Source organism: Mesorhizobium sp. Root102, assembly GCF_001425625.1.
In the GTDB taxonomy this organism is placed as follows: domain Bacteria; phylum Pseudomonadota; class Alphaproteobacteria; order Rhizobiales; family Rhizobiaceae; genus Mesorhizobium.
Window position 1 is genome coordinate 131,539 of the sequence record NZ_LMCP01000004.1, and the last position, 15,315, is coordinate 146,853.

The window sequence follows — 15,315 nt, forward strand, 5'->3', positions numbered from 1 at the left end:
ATCCCCCCCCGATTTTCGGGCAAAATCTACGCGATGGCGGGACGTGCGGCTACCCGCCATGTGGCTGGGCGAACGAGAGGTGGCCGCGCGCCGGATCGTTCAGCCCGTTGGGTGTCTCGGGCGTCATGTTCGCGCGTCCGCGCGGTACGCCAAGCCCGGTGTCCGGCGGCTCGCCGGCGGCCGGCCTGTCCTCGATCATGTGCATGCTGCGCCAGCGGCCGAAGCGGTAGTAGGCGGCGGCCAGTATCAGGGAACTGATCGAACCGGCCGGAAAACTCCACCACAGCGCTTCTTCGCCGATCACGCCGCGCATGAAATAGGCAAAGCCGGTGCGTACGACCAGCACCGAGATCACCAGGATGATCAGCGGCGGCATCACGGCACCCGTGGCGCGCACCGTGGCAAACAGCACGATGGTGATGCCAAACAGAATGAACGACCACGACGCGATAGTGTTGATGTGGATGGCGATGTCGATCGCAGCACTGTCGCTGCTCAGGAACAGGCTCAGCACCGGGCGGTCGAAAACGGACAGCACGGCAACCAGTGCGCCGGTCAGGACCAGGTTGAAGCCGACGCCGGAGGCGGCGATGCGGCCGATCCTGTCCCAGCGCCCGGCGCCGACATTCTGCGCCGCCATCGAGGAGACCGCGGCACCGATGGCGAGCGCCGGCATCTGGATGTAGGTCCACAGCTGCGCGGCGATACCGTAGGCGGCGGCGACCTGCGAGCCGTAGGAGTTGACGATGCCCATCACTGTCAATGCAGCCACGGAGATGACGATCATCTGCAGGCCCATCGGCACGCCTTTGAAGACGACGATGCGCAGCAAGGTGGGGTCGGGACGCAGCAGGGCGAGGTTGGCGCCGGCAAGCCTCAGCGGATGCTTGCGCACATAAAGCACGATGAGGATGGCGATCACGCTCACCGTCTGGCCGATCAGCGTGGACGTGGCGGAGCCCGCGATACCGAGCTCGGGAAACGGGCCAATGCCACGGATTAGCAATGGGTTGAGCACGATGTCGAGGACGACGGCCAGTGCCATGAAAAAGAACGGCGTGCGCGAATCGCCGGCACCGCGCAGCACGGTCATGACGAAGGATAAGAGGTTCATCATCGGCACAGCGACGAAGATGATGCGCAGATAGGAGCGCGCCAGCGGCAAGGCGTCGGCCGGTGTGCCGAGCGCGCCCAGGATTGCATCGACCCAGATCCAGCCGCAGACCGCGAACACCATCGAGACCAGGAAGAAGAAGGTGGCGCTGGTGCCGACGATGCGGCGCGCTTCGGGCAGGTCGCGGGCGCCGACCGACTGCGCCACCAGGATGGTGGCCGCCATGCCGATGCCGAACACCGTGCCGAGGATCAGGAACAGGACCAGGTTGGCGTTAGAGGTGGCGGTCAGTGCCGATTCGCCGAGGAAACGGCCGACCCAGACGGCGTTGATCGACCCGTTGAGCGACTGCAGCACGTTGGAGCCGAGCACCGGCAGGGCGAACAGCAAAAGCGTGCGCGGGATCGGGCCACTGGTCAGGTCGCCGGCGCGCCGGCGCGTGGGCATTTTTTCATCCATGGCTGGCAGCTCGGCGAAGGTTTGTTTCAAGTCCGGTCCGCGATGATTGCCGATTCAACGGAACAGTTCATGCCTTGATCTAATCATGTTCTCAAAGCTTCCGGAATGGGATATTGATCCTCGGTGCGTGGGGCCGCATTCCTACAGATCTTGGATAGACCGGGGGGTTCATGTCCGATATTCCGCTGTTTTCTCAGCGCCTGAGCCGGCGCGCGTTCCTCGGTGCATCCGCCTTGGGCGCGGCTTCCGTGGCTCTTTCGGCGTGCTCCACGACGGACGTGGCGCCGCCGCCGGTGGCGGCACCGCCAAGCGATCCGGCTTTCGGTGATACCGCAAGCATGTATGCGGCGCGCGTCGATGAGGGCTATCAATTGCCGGCAATCCCGGTCGCTGAGCTCGATCCGAAGTTCGTGCGCCAGATCGTGTCCGATCCGACCGGAGAAAAACCCGGTACGATCGTCGTCGATGTCTCCGAGCACTTCCTCTATCTGGTGCGCGACGGCGGCAAGGCGATCCGTTATGGCGTCAGCCTCGGCAAAGCCGGTTTCGGATGGACCGGCAGCGCCGTGGTTCAGGCGAGGAAGAAGTGGCCGGTCTGGACGCCGCCGCCGGAAATGATCCAGCGCCGGCCGGAACTGGCAAAATACAAGGACGGCATGCCGCCCGGCCCGCAGAGCCCGCTCGGCGCTCGCGCGCTGTATCTGTTCCGCGACGGCAAAGACACGATGTACCGGCTGCACGGCACGCCGGAATGGGATTCCATTGGCAAGAACGCTTCGTCCGGCTGTGTGCGCTTCATGAACCAGGACATCATCGACCTCTACAGCCGGGTCAACGGCGTCGCGCCGGTCTTCGTGCGCCCCAACCTGTCGGCCGCCGGCAAGATCAGCGCGGTGTCGAACAGGACAGCCGAACCGATCGATGCGGGTGTGCCAAGGGACGCGGAGATGTTGAAGTAAGTGCCTTCACGATCTGCCCAGGCGGACGCGTCAAACGCGCCCGCCTGGGCAGGGGGCGTTACTTCTTGGCGAGGCTGGGAAGCGTGACCTGATAGACCAGGAACATGGTGTCGACATCGGCGCCGTCTTCTGCCTTGTAGGGCGCGCCGACCTGGAAGCCGTCCTGGGCAAGGAAGTCGTTGTCGTTGGCGACAAACAGGAAGTAGTCGTCGGGCAGCTTCGGATCGAGAACGCTGACCACCGACATCGCCTCCCACTTCTCCGACAGGTTGTTCTTGTCGTTCGGCGCGCCATCGTGCAGGCCGAAGCGGCCGAGTTCGCCCTTGTCGTTGATATCGATGAACGGCGTCAGCTTGGCCGGCGTCACCGACGGGTCGAGCACGCCCTTGGGCGCCAGCGGCTTGTCGGCGGCATCGAAGGCGCCGCCGGCGATGTCGGTCGCGGCCGAGACGTCGACGACGAAGATCTGGCGCACCAGAGAGGTGTCGCCCTTCAGCCCCTGGCCGTTGCCGCTGTCGCGCGCCAGCATCAGGAAGGCCTTGTCGGAGAGCGCTACGATCTCGCTCTGCGCGGCGATCTTGGTCTTGCCCTTGGCATCCTTGAACACCGGCAGCGGCACGACATACTCATGCGCCAGCTTGAGATGGCCGAGGTCGGAGGCGTCATAGACCAGAGCCCTGGTGTTCTGGCGGGTCGAGCCGGAATCGCCGCCATCCTGCCTTGTTGCCGACTGCAGCACGGCAATCAGGAACTTGCCATCCGGCGTCATCGTCATGCCTTCGAGGCCCTGGTTGTTCTGGCGGCCGGTATCGGGATCCTTCGGATCGGGTTCGGCGGCACCCGGGCCCGGATTGTCCGAGGCGAAGTTCGGCGCGCCGTGGCGCATCGGCACGAGCGCAGCCGGTGGCTGGGTGGCCGACAACAGATGTCCGTCGGCGGAGAACCGGTAGATGTTCGGGCCATATTCGTCGGAGATGAACATCGAGCCGTCTGGCAGCCGCACGATGGCTTCGTTGTCGAGCGCTAGCTTGCCGTTGGCTTCGGGCAGGGTCGGCATGTCGCCGCTTGCCGCGCGCACGCCGTTGAGCGGATCGAGGCCGGTGGCGTCAGCGCCCTTGTCGTCGGTGAGAAGCGTGGTGTCGGCGAGCGTCGCCTTGACGCCCGTCTGCTCTTGGCCGGCAGCGGGTGCCGCACCCGGTGCGACCGGGGCGAACTCGATGCCGATCGTGTTGAGGCGCGGACGATAGTCGGTGGTGCCGACGACATTGTAGCCGCGGTCCGGCAGCAGCCAGAGCGAACCTTTGTAGCCGGCGGTGTCATGGGTCCAGCCGGATGTGTCGATCGACATGCCGGAGCCCGAGCCGAACGTCTCGCCGAACTTGTCGCGCTGAGCGGCCGGGATGCGGCCGACCCCGACCAGCCCCTTGTTGACGAGGCCGCCGACGGTCGCGGTGCTGTCTGCGAGCGCCGGCGTCAAGGCGGTGAACAAGGCCAGCGCGACGCCGAGCGTCGCGGTTCGGTACAGGTGTTTCATGGACAATCCTCTTTGTGACAAAGCGTGCCGGAGCGGCCGCAGGACGAAAAGCTGAAAGAGGTGCGACATCGATGATGCCGCGCGCGCCTCTCCGAAACGCGGTCTACGGCGCGAACATGATGCTTGCGTGACAGTGCGCGATGCATGCCCGCCGACTTCTCCACGCGACGACAAAAACGTGCGCTTGCCGGAGAGAATTGAACACTCCGTCAGTCTCAGGCGCGGATATGGTCCGGCCTTCGGACTAGCCGTGGAGGGGAAGCCTTGAAGTCGCACTACCGCGCAGTCGTCATCGGGGGTGGCGTGGTCGGGGCCTCGGTCCTCTACCATCTGACGCGATTTGGCTGGAGCGATGTGGCGCTGATCGAGCGTGCCGAACTGACGGCCGGTTCGACCTGGCACGCGGCGGCAGGCTTCCATGCGGTCAACGCCGACCCCAATGTGGTGGCGCTGCAGGACTACACCATCAATCTCTACCGGGAGATTGAAGCCGAATCCGGCCAGGACATCGGTCTGCACATGACCGGCGGCGGCAACATCGCCAGCGATCCCGCGCGCTGGGAGTGGCTGAAATCGGCCTGGGCGGTGTTCCAGTCGGTCGGCATCGAGACCGCGCGCCTGGTCAAGCCCGACGAGATCAAGGCGATCTGCCCGATCGTCGAAGTCACCGGCGTGCTCGGCGGCCTGCATGATTCCAACGAAGGCCATCTCGACCCGTACGGCACGACGCACGCCTATGCGGGTGCTGCGAAGAAGCGCGGCGCCGACATCATCCTGCGCAACCGGGCCGTCGAGCTGAAGGCGCGCGCCTACGGGCGCTGGGACGTCGCCACGGAGCAGGGCACCATCATCGCCGAGCATGTCGTCAATACCGGTCGTCTACGGCTCGTTCTCCTCCAATGTCGACATGAGATCCGGGGCGCCAGCCTTCGGCACGCCGGAGCACGACAAGGCGACGCTGGGCGCTGGCCAGCTGGCACGCTTCACCGGGCTGCCGTGGCGGTCCGGCGGCGGCAGCGCGGCCAACTCTCCGATGCGCAGGCCACGCGAGACGCAGTTCGCGCTGTGGGGTTCGGTACTGGCCGGGGCGACGATGTGCATCCATGCCGCCGGCTGGCTGGAAGGCGGCCTCAGTGTCTCCTTCGAGAAACTGATCACCGATATCGAGGCGTTACAGACGGTGGCTGAACTCTGCGCCGCGACCCCCGGCGACACCGATACGATTGATTTCGAAGCGATTGCCGGGGTGCAGCCCGGCGGCCATTTCTTTTCGGCCGGCCACAGCATGGCGCGCTATCGCGCGGCTTTCTATGAACCGCTGGTGGCCGACTGGTCGAATTTCGGCAACTGGACGCAAAGCGGGTCGAAGACGGCGACCGAGCGCGCCACCGGCGTCTGGAGGCGCACACTTGCCGATTTCGTGCCGCCGGCTTCGGCCGTCGCCACATCAGGCGTGCTGGATGAGTTCATAACGCGGCGCACGCAAGAGGGTGGAGCCGCGCCGGTGTCGTGAGCGTTGGCGGAATTGCAGCAATGGCGGGGAACCGGCGTCGCTCCCGGGCATTCATGGGAATGGCCAACGGAGGACGACATGGGATTCGACCAGTATCACGAACCGCCTGAAGAGCTGACGCAGAAGGTACGGACCTTTGCCCGCATGATCACCTCCCTGATCGAGGAGGCGGAAGCGATCGGCTGGTACGAACAGCGCATCTCGGTGGAGAAGGATCCTCAGGCGCGCGCCATCATGAAGAACGCGCAAGGCGAGGAGTTCAAGCATTTCGGCATGGACCTCGAATTCCTGCTGCGCCAAAAGAAGGACTGGCGGGCGGAACTGAAGGAAATCCTGTTCACCACGGGCGACATTGTCAAAGCCGGCGAACGGGGCGAGAAGAAGGTGGACTAAGGTGTGCGGTATTCGGGTAATGCCGACCTGCAAACGAAGGTTTTCTGCACTTCCTGTGCTCACGTACGAAAAGTACGCTCCGCTCCGGTTCTCGAAGACCATCTTGTTTGGTCGCTTCGCGCCCGTCTTCGACTCCGGCGCGGCCTGACTCTCAACACACCTTGGGGCCTGGCCGGGCAAATTTCACGGTCGATCCGGCACCTTCAATCGCTGTCGCGCGCGACCAGTTCCAGCGGCCAGACTTCGCGGATGATCCGCGGACCTTCCGGGCCGGCGAAGGCCGGGATCGAGGCGAGCAGCATTTCGGCGAGCCGCTGTCCCATCGGCTCCAGCGCCGGGCGGAAGGCGGTCAGCGCCGGCGAGAAATAGCGGCAGAGCGGTGTGTCGACGATGACGGTCACCGCCATGTCATGACCCGGCCTGATCCCCATCTCGGCCAGCGCCTTGCAGCCGCCAAGCGCCATCGCATCATTGTTGAAGATGATGGCGGTCGGAGGGTCCTTGGATCGCATGACCTGCGGCGTCACCTCGTAGCCGCCGGCCTCGTTGATGAAGCCGGACGCGATCAGCTCGGGGTCGACCTCGATGCCGTGTCGCCGCAAGGCCTTGCGGTAGCCGGCCAGGAACAGATAGCCGAAGTTGAGATCGAGCGACGGGCGGACGGCGGCGATGCGGCGGTGGCCGCGCGCCACAAGGCGGTCGACCGCGTCGGCTCCGGCCTTCTCGAAATCGAGGTCGAGGGAAGGGTAGGATTCTGCCCCGGAGCGGCTGCGGCCGAGCGTGGCAAACGGAAAGCCGGCCTGGGTGAGATAGTCGATGCGCTCGTCCTCGCGCCGCGTCCAGGCCAGCAGCACCGCATCGGCGCGGCGCGTCTCGACGACACGGCGCAGGCGCTCCTGCTGGTAGTCGCCTGGCGCGCCCATCACCACGATCAGGTCGAGCCCGCTTTCGGCGAGCCTGGCCTGCAGCCCGATCAGGAACGGAATGAAGAATGGTTCGCCATATTGCTGGTCGCCCGGATGCGGCTGCAGCATGAAGGCGATCGAATGGGTGGCGCCCTGCCGCAGACTGCGGCCGGACTGGTTCGGCGAATAGTTGAGCGTCCTGGCCGCTTCGAGCACGCGCTTGCGCGTGTCGGCATTGACGTCGGCGCGACCGTTCAGCGCCCGCGACACGGTGCCGATGGAAATGTTCAGGTGACGGGCAAGGTCGTGAATGCTGGACGCCAAGTGACTGTTCTCCCCTTGCTTGGCTAGCACCGGCAGCCGCTCAGGCCAAGGCGACAAGACGATTTTCGCGATCGACCAATTGACATTCTACGCCTTCGGGTGTGTTCTCGTAAACGTTTACGGAAAAACGTTTACGGTCCTGCCGTGGATGCCGTGACGATCGGTCTGGAGGGACCGAGCGGAGGAGGAGCGCTGGATGATCAATGCCGTCCTGGTCGGCTGCGGAGCGATGAGCAAGGCCTGGCTCGATGCCGTCAGGCAAATCGACGGGCTCGCCATTGTCGGCCTTGTCGACCTCGACGCCGACAGGGCGCGGGCGAGGGCGCAAGAATACGACCTCACCAATGTCGTCATCGGCAGCAGTCTCGACGCCGTGCTCGATCAGACCAAACCGCAAGCGGTGTTCGATGTGGTGGTTCCCGCCGCCCGGCGCGACGTCGCTTTTTCGGCTTTTGCCCACAATTGCCATCTGCTGACGGAAAAACCGCTCGCCGACAGTCCGGAGAATGCGCGCGCCATCGTCGAGGCTGCCCGCCAGGCCGGACGCATCCATGCCGTCGTCCAGAACCGTCGCTATGTCGCCAATGTCAGGCGCATCAGAAGGTTTCTGGACTCTGGCGCCATTGGTGCCGCGACCAGCATCCATGCCGACTTCTTCATCGCGCCGCATTTCGGCGGTTTTCGCGATGAGATGGCCCATGTCCTGCTGCTCGATATGGCGATCCACACATTCGACGCCGCCCGCTACATGGTCGCCGGCGAGCCGTCCGGCGTCTATTGCCAGGAATGGGAGCCGGCCAATTCCTGGTACCGGCAGGGATCGTCGGCCAGCGCCGTCTTCGATCTCGGTGGCGGCAAGGTCTTCACCTATGCCGGTTCCTGGTGCGCCGACGGCTTCCGCACCAGTTGGGAAGGCAGTTGGCGCATCGTCGCTGAGCGCGGTAGCCTCATTTGGGACGGCAACGATGCGTTGAAGGCTGAGGTGCTGGCGCCGGGCCGCGATGGCCTGATCGACAAGACCCAGCCGATCGAAGTGCCGCCGCTCGATCCGGCCGACCGCATCGGTGGCCATCTCGGCATCATCAGGGATTTCATGCACGCCATCGAGACCGGCAGAGAGCCGGAAACGCGCGGTGCCGACAACATCAAAAGCCTGGCCATGGTTTTTGGCGCCATAGAGAGCGCCGAAACCGGCCGCCGGGTGCCGATTGCAGAGGAAGCACAATGACGCCAAACCCGCTTCTCGACATCCGGATCGGCACCATGGTGCGGGCCAACCTCGACGATCCGGCCGCCTACATCAAACAGATCCTGCCGCTCGGCTTCGAGAGCATCCAGCCCTTCTTCTGGCAGACACTGGGCGGCAAGGACCTGCCGCAGCTCGCCGGCCAGATCCGCGAGGCGCTCGGCGATGCCGACGTCATCGTGTCCTCGCTCGGCGTGTTCGGCAATCCGCTGGAAGACGGCGAGGTCGATCGCGGGGTGCTCGCAACCTGGGAAACGGTCATCGACCACGCGCATCTGTTCGGCGCCTCGACGGTCAGCGGCTTCACCGGGCGCCTGCGCGGCAAGAAGCTGACCGACAGCCTGCCGCGCTTCAAGGAAGTCTGGGGGCCGTTGGCCAGGCGTGCCGCCGACAAGGGCGTGCGCATCGCCTTCGAGAATTGCGCGATGGACGGCAACTGGGCAGCTGGCGACTGGAACATCGCCCACAATCCCGACGCCTGGGAACTGATGTTCAACGAAGTGCCCGACGACAATCTCGGCCTCGAATGGGAGCCCTGCCACCAGCTCGTCTATTTGATCGATCCGATGCCGCAGATTCGCAAATGGGCGCCGCGCATCTTCCATGTCCACGGCAAGGACGCGACGGTGCGCTGGGATGTTATCCGCGAGCATGGCGTGTTCGGCAGGCTGCCCTTCGTGCATATGCGCACGCCGGGTTTCGGCGACAGCGACTGGACGCGGGTCATCAGCGAATTACGGCTGGCCGGGTACAAGGGCGCCATCGACATCGAGGGCTGGCACGACCCGGTCTATCGCGGAGATTTGGAGATCACAGGGCAGGTGCGGGCGCTGGAGTATCTGAAGCAATGCCGGGGAGGCGCCAGCTACCTGCCTAATCCGGTGTGAGAGCACAGGCCGGCGGGAGGAGCCGGCCGCAAGTGGTACTGCCGAAGCAATCGTCAGAAAGCCCCTCGGCTGACGAGGGAAACAATGGGAGGAACGTGCATGAGCATCGCGATCAGAAAGACACTTCCGCGCTCGACCGTCGTGGCCGCCGCCACGGCGCTTGCCGCCGCAATCTCCACCTTGCCCGCGCAGGCGCTCGACGCCCAATGGTGCAAGGATGTTCATATCCGCTTTTTCGTCGGCGGCGCCGAGGGCGACGCTTTCGGCACCATCGTCTACAATGGCGCCAAGCAGGCGGCGACCGATCTCGGGCCGAAGGTCGACTACATCTTCTCGGGCTGGGACATCGAAAAGATGGTGCAGCAATTGCGTGAGGCGGTCGCGGTCAAGCCTGGCGGCATCGCCATGATGGGCCATCCGGGAGATGCGGCGATCATGCCGCTCGCCGAACAGGCGCACAAGGACGGCATCAAGATGATGTACCAGAACGTGCCGGTGCCGACGGTAACGGCGGCGTTCGGCGGTGGTTATGTCGGTGCCCAGCAGGAGCAGCAGGGTCGCGCGCTCGGCGCCGAGGCGTACAAGCTCGGCAAGCTGAAGTCCGGCGACAAGGCGATCATGATTGGCCCGTTCGAGAATGAGAGCCGGGGCGCACGCGAGCGTGGGACAGTCGCCGCACTGAAAGAGGCCGGCGTCGATGTCGTTCAAATCAACTCCGCAACCGAATGGGCAGCTGATCCGAATCTCGCGATTCCGGTGATCACCGCGGCACTGCTCAACAATCCCGACGTCAAGGCGGTCGGCTACCCCGGTGGCCAGATGCTCGGCAATGTGCCGACCTACATGCAGGCTGCGGGGCGGAAGCCCGGCGACATCTTCAATTTCGGCTTCGACACCAGCCCGCAGATCGTCGAGGCCTTCAAGGGCGGCTGGGTGCAGCTGACGGCCGACCAGCAGCCGTTCCTGCAGGGTTATCTGCCGATCCTCAGCCTGTGCCAGCAGGTGGTGCTGGGGTTGGCGCCGATGAATGTCGACACCGGCGCCGGTTTCGTCACGCCGGAGAACTACCAGATCGTCGCCGAGCTTGCCAAGCAGGCGCTGCGCTGACCTCCCAAGCCGTCGGCCGGGATCAGGCCCCGGCCGGCGGGACCGGGCCCCGGCCGGCGGGACCGCTGGCGACAAACAAGCGAGGATCCGATGGCCGAACGCCTTATCGAACTGCGCGACATCAGCAAATCCTATGGCCAGGTTTATGCACTGGGCGGCGTCAATCTCAGCGTCGACCGCGGCGAGGTCGTCGGCCTGATCGGCGACAATGGCGCCGGCAAGTCGACCCTGATCAAGATCCTGTCGGGCGTGGTCAAGCCGACCAGCGGCGAGATCCTCGTGCGCGGCAAGGCGGTGACCGGGTGGAGCGCGGCGCGCTCGCGTGAGGCCGGCATCGAGACGGTGTTCCAGGACCGGGCGCTGGCCGTGCAGCAGACGATCGTGCGCAACATCTTCATGGGCCGCGAGCTCACCGGCTTTCTCGGCTGGATCAAGGTCAACAAGGAGATCGAGGAGGCGAGCCGGCTGATGCGCGAGATCGGCTTCACCTCGAAGGTATTCACGCCACAGTCGATCGTGGGCCAGCTGTCCGGCGGCGAACGCCAGGGTGTGGCGATCGCCCGCGCCATCTACAAGCAGGCGGAGCTGATCGTCCTCGACGAGCCGACGACGGCGTTGTCGCTGACCGAAACCGCCAAGGTCTTCCATTTCGTGCGCCAGGTGCGGGCAAGCGGCCGCTCGATCCTGTTCATAGGCCACAACATCCACCATGTCTTCGACATCGCCGACCGCTTCGTGGTGCTGGATCGCGGCAAGGTCGCACTGACGACCGACCGCAGCAAGGTCAACTCGGCCGAGGACCTCATCAACTTCATGGAAGACGTCGCACACCCGGGCGGGTTGGCCGGGCTGCACGATGCCGGCGACGCGGAGCAGAGAGCACGATGAGCAAGACCATGGCGCCCGATCTGCACGAGCCGTCCGCCGGCATTCCTCGCCCCAGCCCCCAGACGGAGTGGAAGCACCCATCCGATCACTGGATGCGCGGCTTCATCCTCGACAACCGCGCGTCGCTCGGCACGCTCGGCGTGTTCATCGTCATGATGGCAGTGTTCATGATCGCCAACCCGACCGTCTTCACCACCTGGTATCTCTACCGCTCGGTGCTGACGACGTTGCCGGTGGCGCTGTTCGTGGTGGTGCCGCTGGTCTTCGTTGTCACCTGCGGCGAGATCGACCTGTCGTTTCCGGCAACGATGGGTTTTGCCTCATGGGTCTTCGCGCTGTTCGTGCAGGCCGGCTACGATCCATTCCTCGGCATCGTCGCGGCGCTGATCACCGGCATGCTGCTCGGCTTCCTGGTCGGCTCGCTGGTGGTCTATGGCGGGCTGTCGTCGCTGATCGCGACGCTGGGCATGAATTTCCTGCTGCGCGGCCTGATCCAGATCATCAACGAGGGCAAGTCGATGGCGCTGACCGGCCTCAGCGACAGCTGGGCCTACAAGATCTTCTCCAGTCAGGTGTGGGGCATCCCGGTGCAGATTTTCTGGGCCATCGCCTTCGTCGTGCTGTCGGCAATGCTCTACAACCGCCACCGCTTCGGCACGCAGGTCAGGGTGGTCGGCGACAACCCCGACAGTGCCCAGCAGATGGGCATCGACGTCAAGCGCGTGCGGGTGAAAGTGTTCGTCTTCGTCGGCATCGGTGCGGCGATCGCCGGCACCTTCTCGGTGATGATCAACTTCACCTGGTGGCCGACCGCCGGCGACGGCTATCTCCTGCCGGTGCTGGCCTCGGTGTTCGTCGGCGGCACGCCGACCTGGGGCGGCATCGGCACCGTGGTCGGCGGCGCCATCGGCGCCGTCACCGTGTCGTTCATCCAGACCGGCGTCGTGGCGGCCGGCCTGAGCGGCTTCTACGTCCAGTTCTTCAACGGGCTGATCATCATCCTGTCGCTGCTCGGCCATAAGTGGAACCAGGCGCGGTATAGGTAAGGGGCTGTTCTGTCGGCGGACCGCATGCCTTGACGATTGGCGCAGACGCTCATCGTTTCGTCATCCTCGGGTCTCCGCGACGTCGCTTCGCTCCTGCTCCGCCCGTGGATGACGAAGGTAGGGGGGCTTCCGCCAGAGAATGGTCGCTTGTAGGACAATGGGGCAAGCGGACGCTCACACCGCCGCGACGAACCCGTCCAGCACGCGCTTCTGGCCGGCCTTGTCGAAGTCGATCGTCAGCTTGTTGCCTTCGATGGCCGAGATGTTGCCGTTGCCGAATTTCTGGTGGAAGACGCGGTCGCCGACGTTGAAGGCGGACGGCTTGTCGGCGACGGATTTGGCGACCAGTTCGCCGTCGATGGTGCGGCCCTTGACCGAGGTGCGGCCGGCGCCGTAGCCGCTGTCCGTCTCGCCATAGCCGATGCGCTCGACCTGATGGCCGGAGCGCGAGCCCCAGTTGCGGTCGGTGGCCTCGGTGCGGTTGGCCTGCGCGCGCTGCCAGCCCGGTGTGGCATAGGTGTTGGAGAAGGCGCCGGATTTTTCGGTGTCGGCGCCGACAGTGTCGAAGCGCGAGGCGCCATAGGGGTTCTGCCGTCCCGCGCCCTGGCCGCCGCGACCGGAGGCAAAAGAACCGCCGCCATAGGAATTGCCGTAGCCGCCATAGGAGTTGCCGCTTTCGGCGACCTCGACATGGGCTTCCGGCAGTTCGTCGAGGAAGCGCGACGGGATGGTCGACTGCCACAGACCGTGGATGCGGCGGTTGGAGACGAACCACAGATGCAGGTTCTTCTTGGCGCGGGTCAGGCCGACATAAGCGAGCCGCCGCTCTTCCTCCAGCCCGGAGCGGCCGCCTTCATCGAGCGCGCGCTGATGCGGGAACAGGCCTTCTTCCCAGCCGGGCAGGAAGACGGTCTCGAACTCGAGGCCCTTGGCCGAATGCAGCGTCATGATGCTGACGGCGTCCAGCCCGGCGTTCTGCTCGGCGTCCATGACGAGTGCTACATGCTCGAGGAAGGAGCGCAGCGATTCATACTCTTCCATGGAGCGGATCAGCTCCTTCAGGTTCTCCAGCCGGCCGGGCGCTTCGACCGAGCGGTCGTTCTTCCACATGTCGGTGTAGCCGCTCTCTTCCAAGATGGTCTCGGCGAGTTCGGTGTGCGGCGTGGTTTCCAGCGCCTTCTGCCAGCGCTCGAAATTGGCTGACACCTCGCGCAGAGCCGCGCGCGGCTTCGGCTTCAGTTCGTCGCTTTCAGCCAGCTTGGCGGCGGCTTCCAGCATCGGGATGCGCAGCGCACGCGCCGTGTCGTGGATCTGGCGGATGGTGGCTTCGCCAAGGCCGCGCTTCGGCACGTTGACGATGCGCTCGAAGGCGAGGTCGTCGGCGCCTTGCGCGACGACGCGGAAGAAGGCCAGCGCATCGCGGATCTCCATGCGCTCGTAGAAGCGCGGGCCGCCGATGACGCGATAGTTGAGGCCGAGCGTGACGAAGCGGTCCTCGAACTCGCGCATCTGGAAGGACGCGCGGACCAGGATCGCCATGTCGTTGAGATTGTGCTTTTGCCGCTGGTAGGTCTCGATGGTCTCGCCGACGGCGCGGGCTTCCTCCTCGGAATCCCAGGCGGCGTGGACATGCACCTTGCCGTCCTCCGGCTCGTCGCGGTCGGTGAACAGCGTCTTGCCGAAACGGCCCTCATTGTGGGCGATGAGGTGGGAGGCGGCGCCCAGTATGTGCGCGGTCGAGCGGTAGTTGCGCTCCAGCCGGATGATGGTGGCGCCCGGAAAATCCTTGTCGAAGCGCAGGATGTTGTCGATCTCGGCGCCGCGCCAGCCATAGATGGACTGATCGTCGTCGCCGACGCAGCAAATGTTGACTTTGTTGTCGCTCACGGCCGTCCGCTCGCTTCGCTCGCTGGCCTCCGCGGGGGCGGCCTGGCCGGCCGACGCCCGGTCGGGCTTGCGGCCTTCGGCCGATCGCAGATCCGTCGATGTCGACGCGCGTCCCGCATCAGGCCGCTGCGCCAGGAGGCGCAGCCACATGTACTGGGCGGTGTTGGTGTCCTGGTACTCGTCGACGAGGATGTATTTGAAGCGCTTGTGGTATTCCTTCAGCACGTCCGGATTGGCGCGGAAGATGCGGATCGGGTGGCACAGAAGGTCGCCGAAGTCGCAGGCGTTCAGCGTCTTCAGCCGCTCCTGATAGGCCTTGTAAAGTTCGCGGCCCTTGCCGTTGGCGAAGGCGCGTGCGTCGCCCTCGGCGATGTCGGCCGGACCTTGCCCCTTGTTCTTCCAGCCATCGATCATCTGGGCGAACTGCTTGGCCGGCCAGCGCTTGTCGTCGAGCCCTTCGGCCTGGATCAGCTGCTTGATCAGCCGCACGACGTCGTCAGTGTCGAGGATGGTGAAATCGGAGCGCAAACCGGCGAGTTCGGCATGCCTGCGCAGCAGCTTCACGCCGATCGAGTGGAAGGTGCCGAGCCAGGGCATGCCTTCGACATTGCCTTCGCCGATCAGGACGCCGATGCGAATTTTCATCTCGCGCGCGGCCTTGTTGGTGAAGGTCACCGCAAGAATCTGCGACGGGAAGGCCTTGCCGGTGGCGAGGATGTGGGCGATGCGGGTGGTCAAGACGCGGGTCTTGCCGGTGCCGGCGCCGGCCAGCACCAGAACCGGACCTTCGGTGGTTTCCACCGCCAGCCGCTGTTCGGGGTTCAGCCCCTTCAGATAGTCGGGTGCATTGTTGTGGCCGCTGCGGGCGGCCATGGCGCGTGCGGCAATGCCCGACGGGGCCGTGGGCCGCGCATTGGGTTCGTCGAAAAAGGGCATGTCTTCGGAAAAGCCGGACATTGCCCCGAATGTAGTGATTCGGGAGCGAAAGACCAGAAGTGTCTACGTTTTGTTCCAGTAAAGTGCCTGATATCGCCGTTCAGGCCTTGCGGTAGC

11 protein-coding genes and 2 pseudogenes are annotated in these 15,315 nt (G+C 65.0%); 9 read left to right on the top strand and 4 right to left on the bottom strand.

What is annotated here, in order from left to right; translation table 11 throughout:
* Positions 1-49 precede the first annotated feature (49 nt).
* Positions 50-1,561, bottom strand: a complete 1,512-nt coding sequence (locus ASD12_RS06180; protein ID WP_244482754.1) for an MATE family efflux transporter — start codon at positions 1,559-1,561, stop codon at positions 50-52.
* Positions 1,562-1,743: 182 nt separating this feature from the next.
* On the opposite strand from ASD12_RS06180, the gene ASD12_RS06185 reads away from it, so the two are divergent.
* Positions 1,744-2,532, top strand: a complete 789-nt coding sequence (locus ASD12_RS06185; protein ID WP_056582952.1) for a L,D-transpeptidase — start codon at positions 1,744-1,746, stop codon at positions 2,530-2,532.
* Between the two features lie 58 nt (positions 2,533-2,590).
* Here the strand turns inward: ASD12_RS06185 and ASD12_RS06190 are convergent, their stop codons facing one another.
* The gene (locus ASD12_RS06190) at positions 2,591-4,066 is read right to left on the bottom strand and encodes an esterase-like activity of phytase family protein (RefSeq protein WP_056583099.1); all 1,476 of its coding nucleotides are present in this window, start codon (positions 4,064-4,066) and stop codon (positions 2,591-2,593) included.
* Between the two features lie 264 nt (positions 4,067-4,330).
* Here ASD12_RS06190 and ASD12_RS32790 point away from each other — a divergent pair.
* The 3 genes and pseudogenes from ASD12_RS32790 to ASD12_RS06200 all read left to right on the top strand — a co-directional run.
* Positions 4,331-4,936, top strand: a pseudogene (locus tag ASD12_RS32790) (FAD-binding oxidoreductase); the annotation flags it as partial.
* A gap of 1 nt (position 4,937) precedes the next feature.
* A pseudogene (locus ASD12_RS06195) lies at positions 4,938-5,579 on the top strand (trimethylamine methyltransferase family protein); the annotation flags it as partial.
* A gap of 78 nt (positions 5,580-5,657) precedes the next feature.
* Positions 5,658-5,972 carry a hypothetical protein gene (locus tag ASD12_RS06200; protein WP_056582954.1) on the top strand — a complete coding sequence of 105 codons (315 nt, stop codon included), beginning with the start codon at positions 5,658-5,660 and terminating at the stop codon, positions 5,970-5,972.
* 203 nt (positions 5,973-6,175) lie between these two features.
* Here ASD12_RS06200 and ASD12_RS06205 read toward each other — a convergent pair whose 3' ends face one another.
* A complete protein-coding gene (locus ASD12_RS06205; protein ID WP_056582956.1) occupies positions 6,176-7,201 on the bottom strand; it encodes a LacI family DNA-binding transcriptional regulator in 1,026 nt (341 codons plus the stop codon).
* Positions 7,202-7,397: 196 nt separating this feature from the next.
* Here ASD12_RS06205 and ASD12_RS06210 point away from each other — a divergent pair, with 196 nt between their 5' ends.
* From ASD12_RS06210 to ASD12_RS06230, 5 genes are all read left to right on the top strand, one after another.
* Positions 7,398-8,429, top strand: a complete 1,032-nt coding sequence (locus tag ASD12_RS06210; protein ID WP_056582958.1) for a Gfo/Idh/MocA family oxidoreductase — start codon at positions 7,398-7,400, stop codon at positions 8,427-8,429.
* On the top strand, positions 8,426-9,334 hold the full coding sequence (locus ASD12_RS06215) for a sugar phosphate isomerase/epimerase (protein ID WP_056582960.1): 909 nt from the start codon (positions 8,426-8,428) through the stop codon (positions 9,332-9,334). Before ASD12_RS06210 ends, ASD12_RS06215 begins: the two co-directional genes overlap by 4 nt.
* Before the next feature lie 99 nt (positions 9,335-9,433).
* Positions 9,434-10,441, top strand: a complete 1,008-nt coding sequence (locus ASD12_RS06220) for a substrate-binding domain-containing protein (protein WP_056582961.1) — start codon at positions 9,434-9,436, stop codon at positions 10,439-10,441.
* A 90-nt stretch (positions 10,442-10,531) separates the two neighbouring features.
* The gene (locus ASD12_RS06225; protein ID WP_056582964.1) at positions 10,532-11,329 is read left to right on the top strand and encodes an ATP-binding cassette domain-containing protein; all 798 of its coding nucleotides are present in this window, start codon (positions 10,532-10,534) and stop codon (positions 11,327-11,329) included.
* Positions 11,326-12,375, top strand: coding sequence for an ABC transporter permease (locus tag ASD12_RS06230; protein ID WP_056582966.1), 1,050 nt, complete (start codon positions 11,326-11,328; stop codon positions 12,373-12,375). The genes ASD12_RS06225 and ASD12_RS06230 overlap by 4 nt, the downstream gene beginning before the upstream one ends.
* 174 nt (positions 12,376-12,549) lie before the next feature.
* Here the strand turns inward: ASD12_RS06230 and ASD12_RS06235 are convergent, their stop codons facing one another.
* Complete coding sequence (locus tag ASD12_RS06235) at positions 12,550-15,219, bottom strand: UvrD-helicase domain-containing protein (RefSeq protein ID WP_056582968.1); 2,670 nt, start codon at positions 15,217-15,219, stop codon at positions 12,550-12,552.
* Positions 15,220-15,315: the final 96 nt, after the last annotated feature.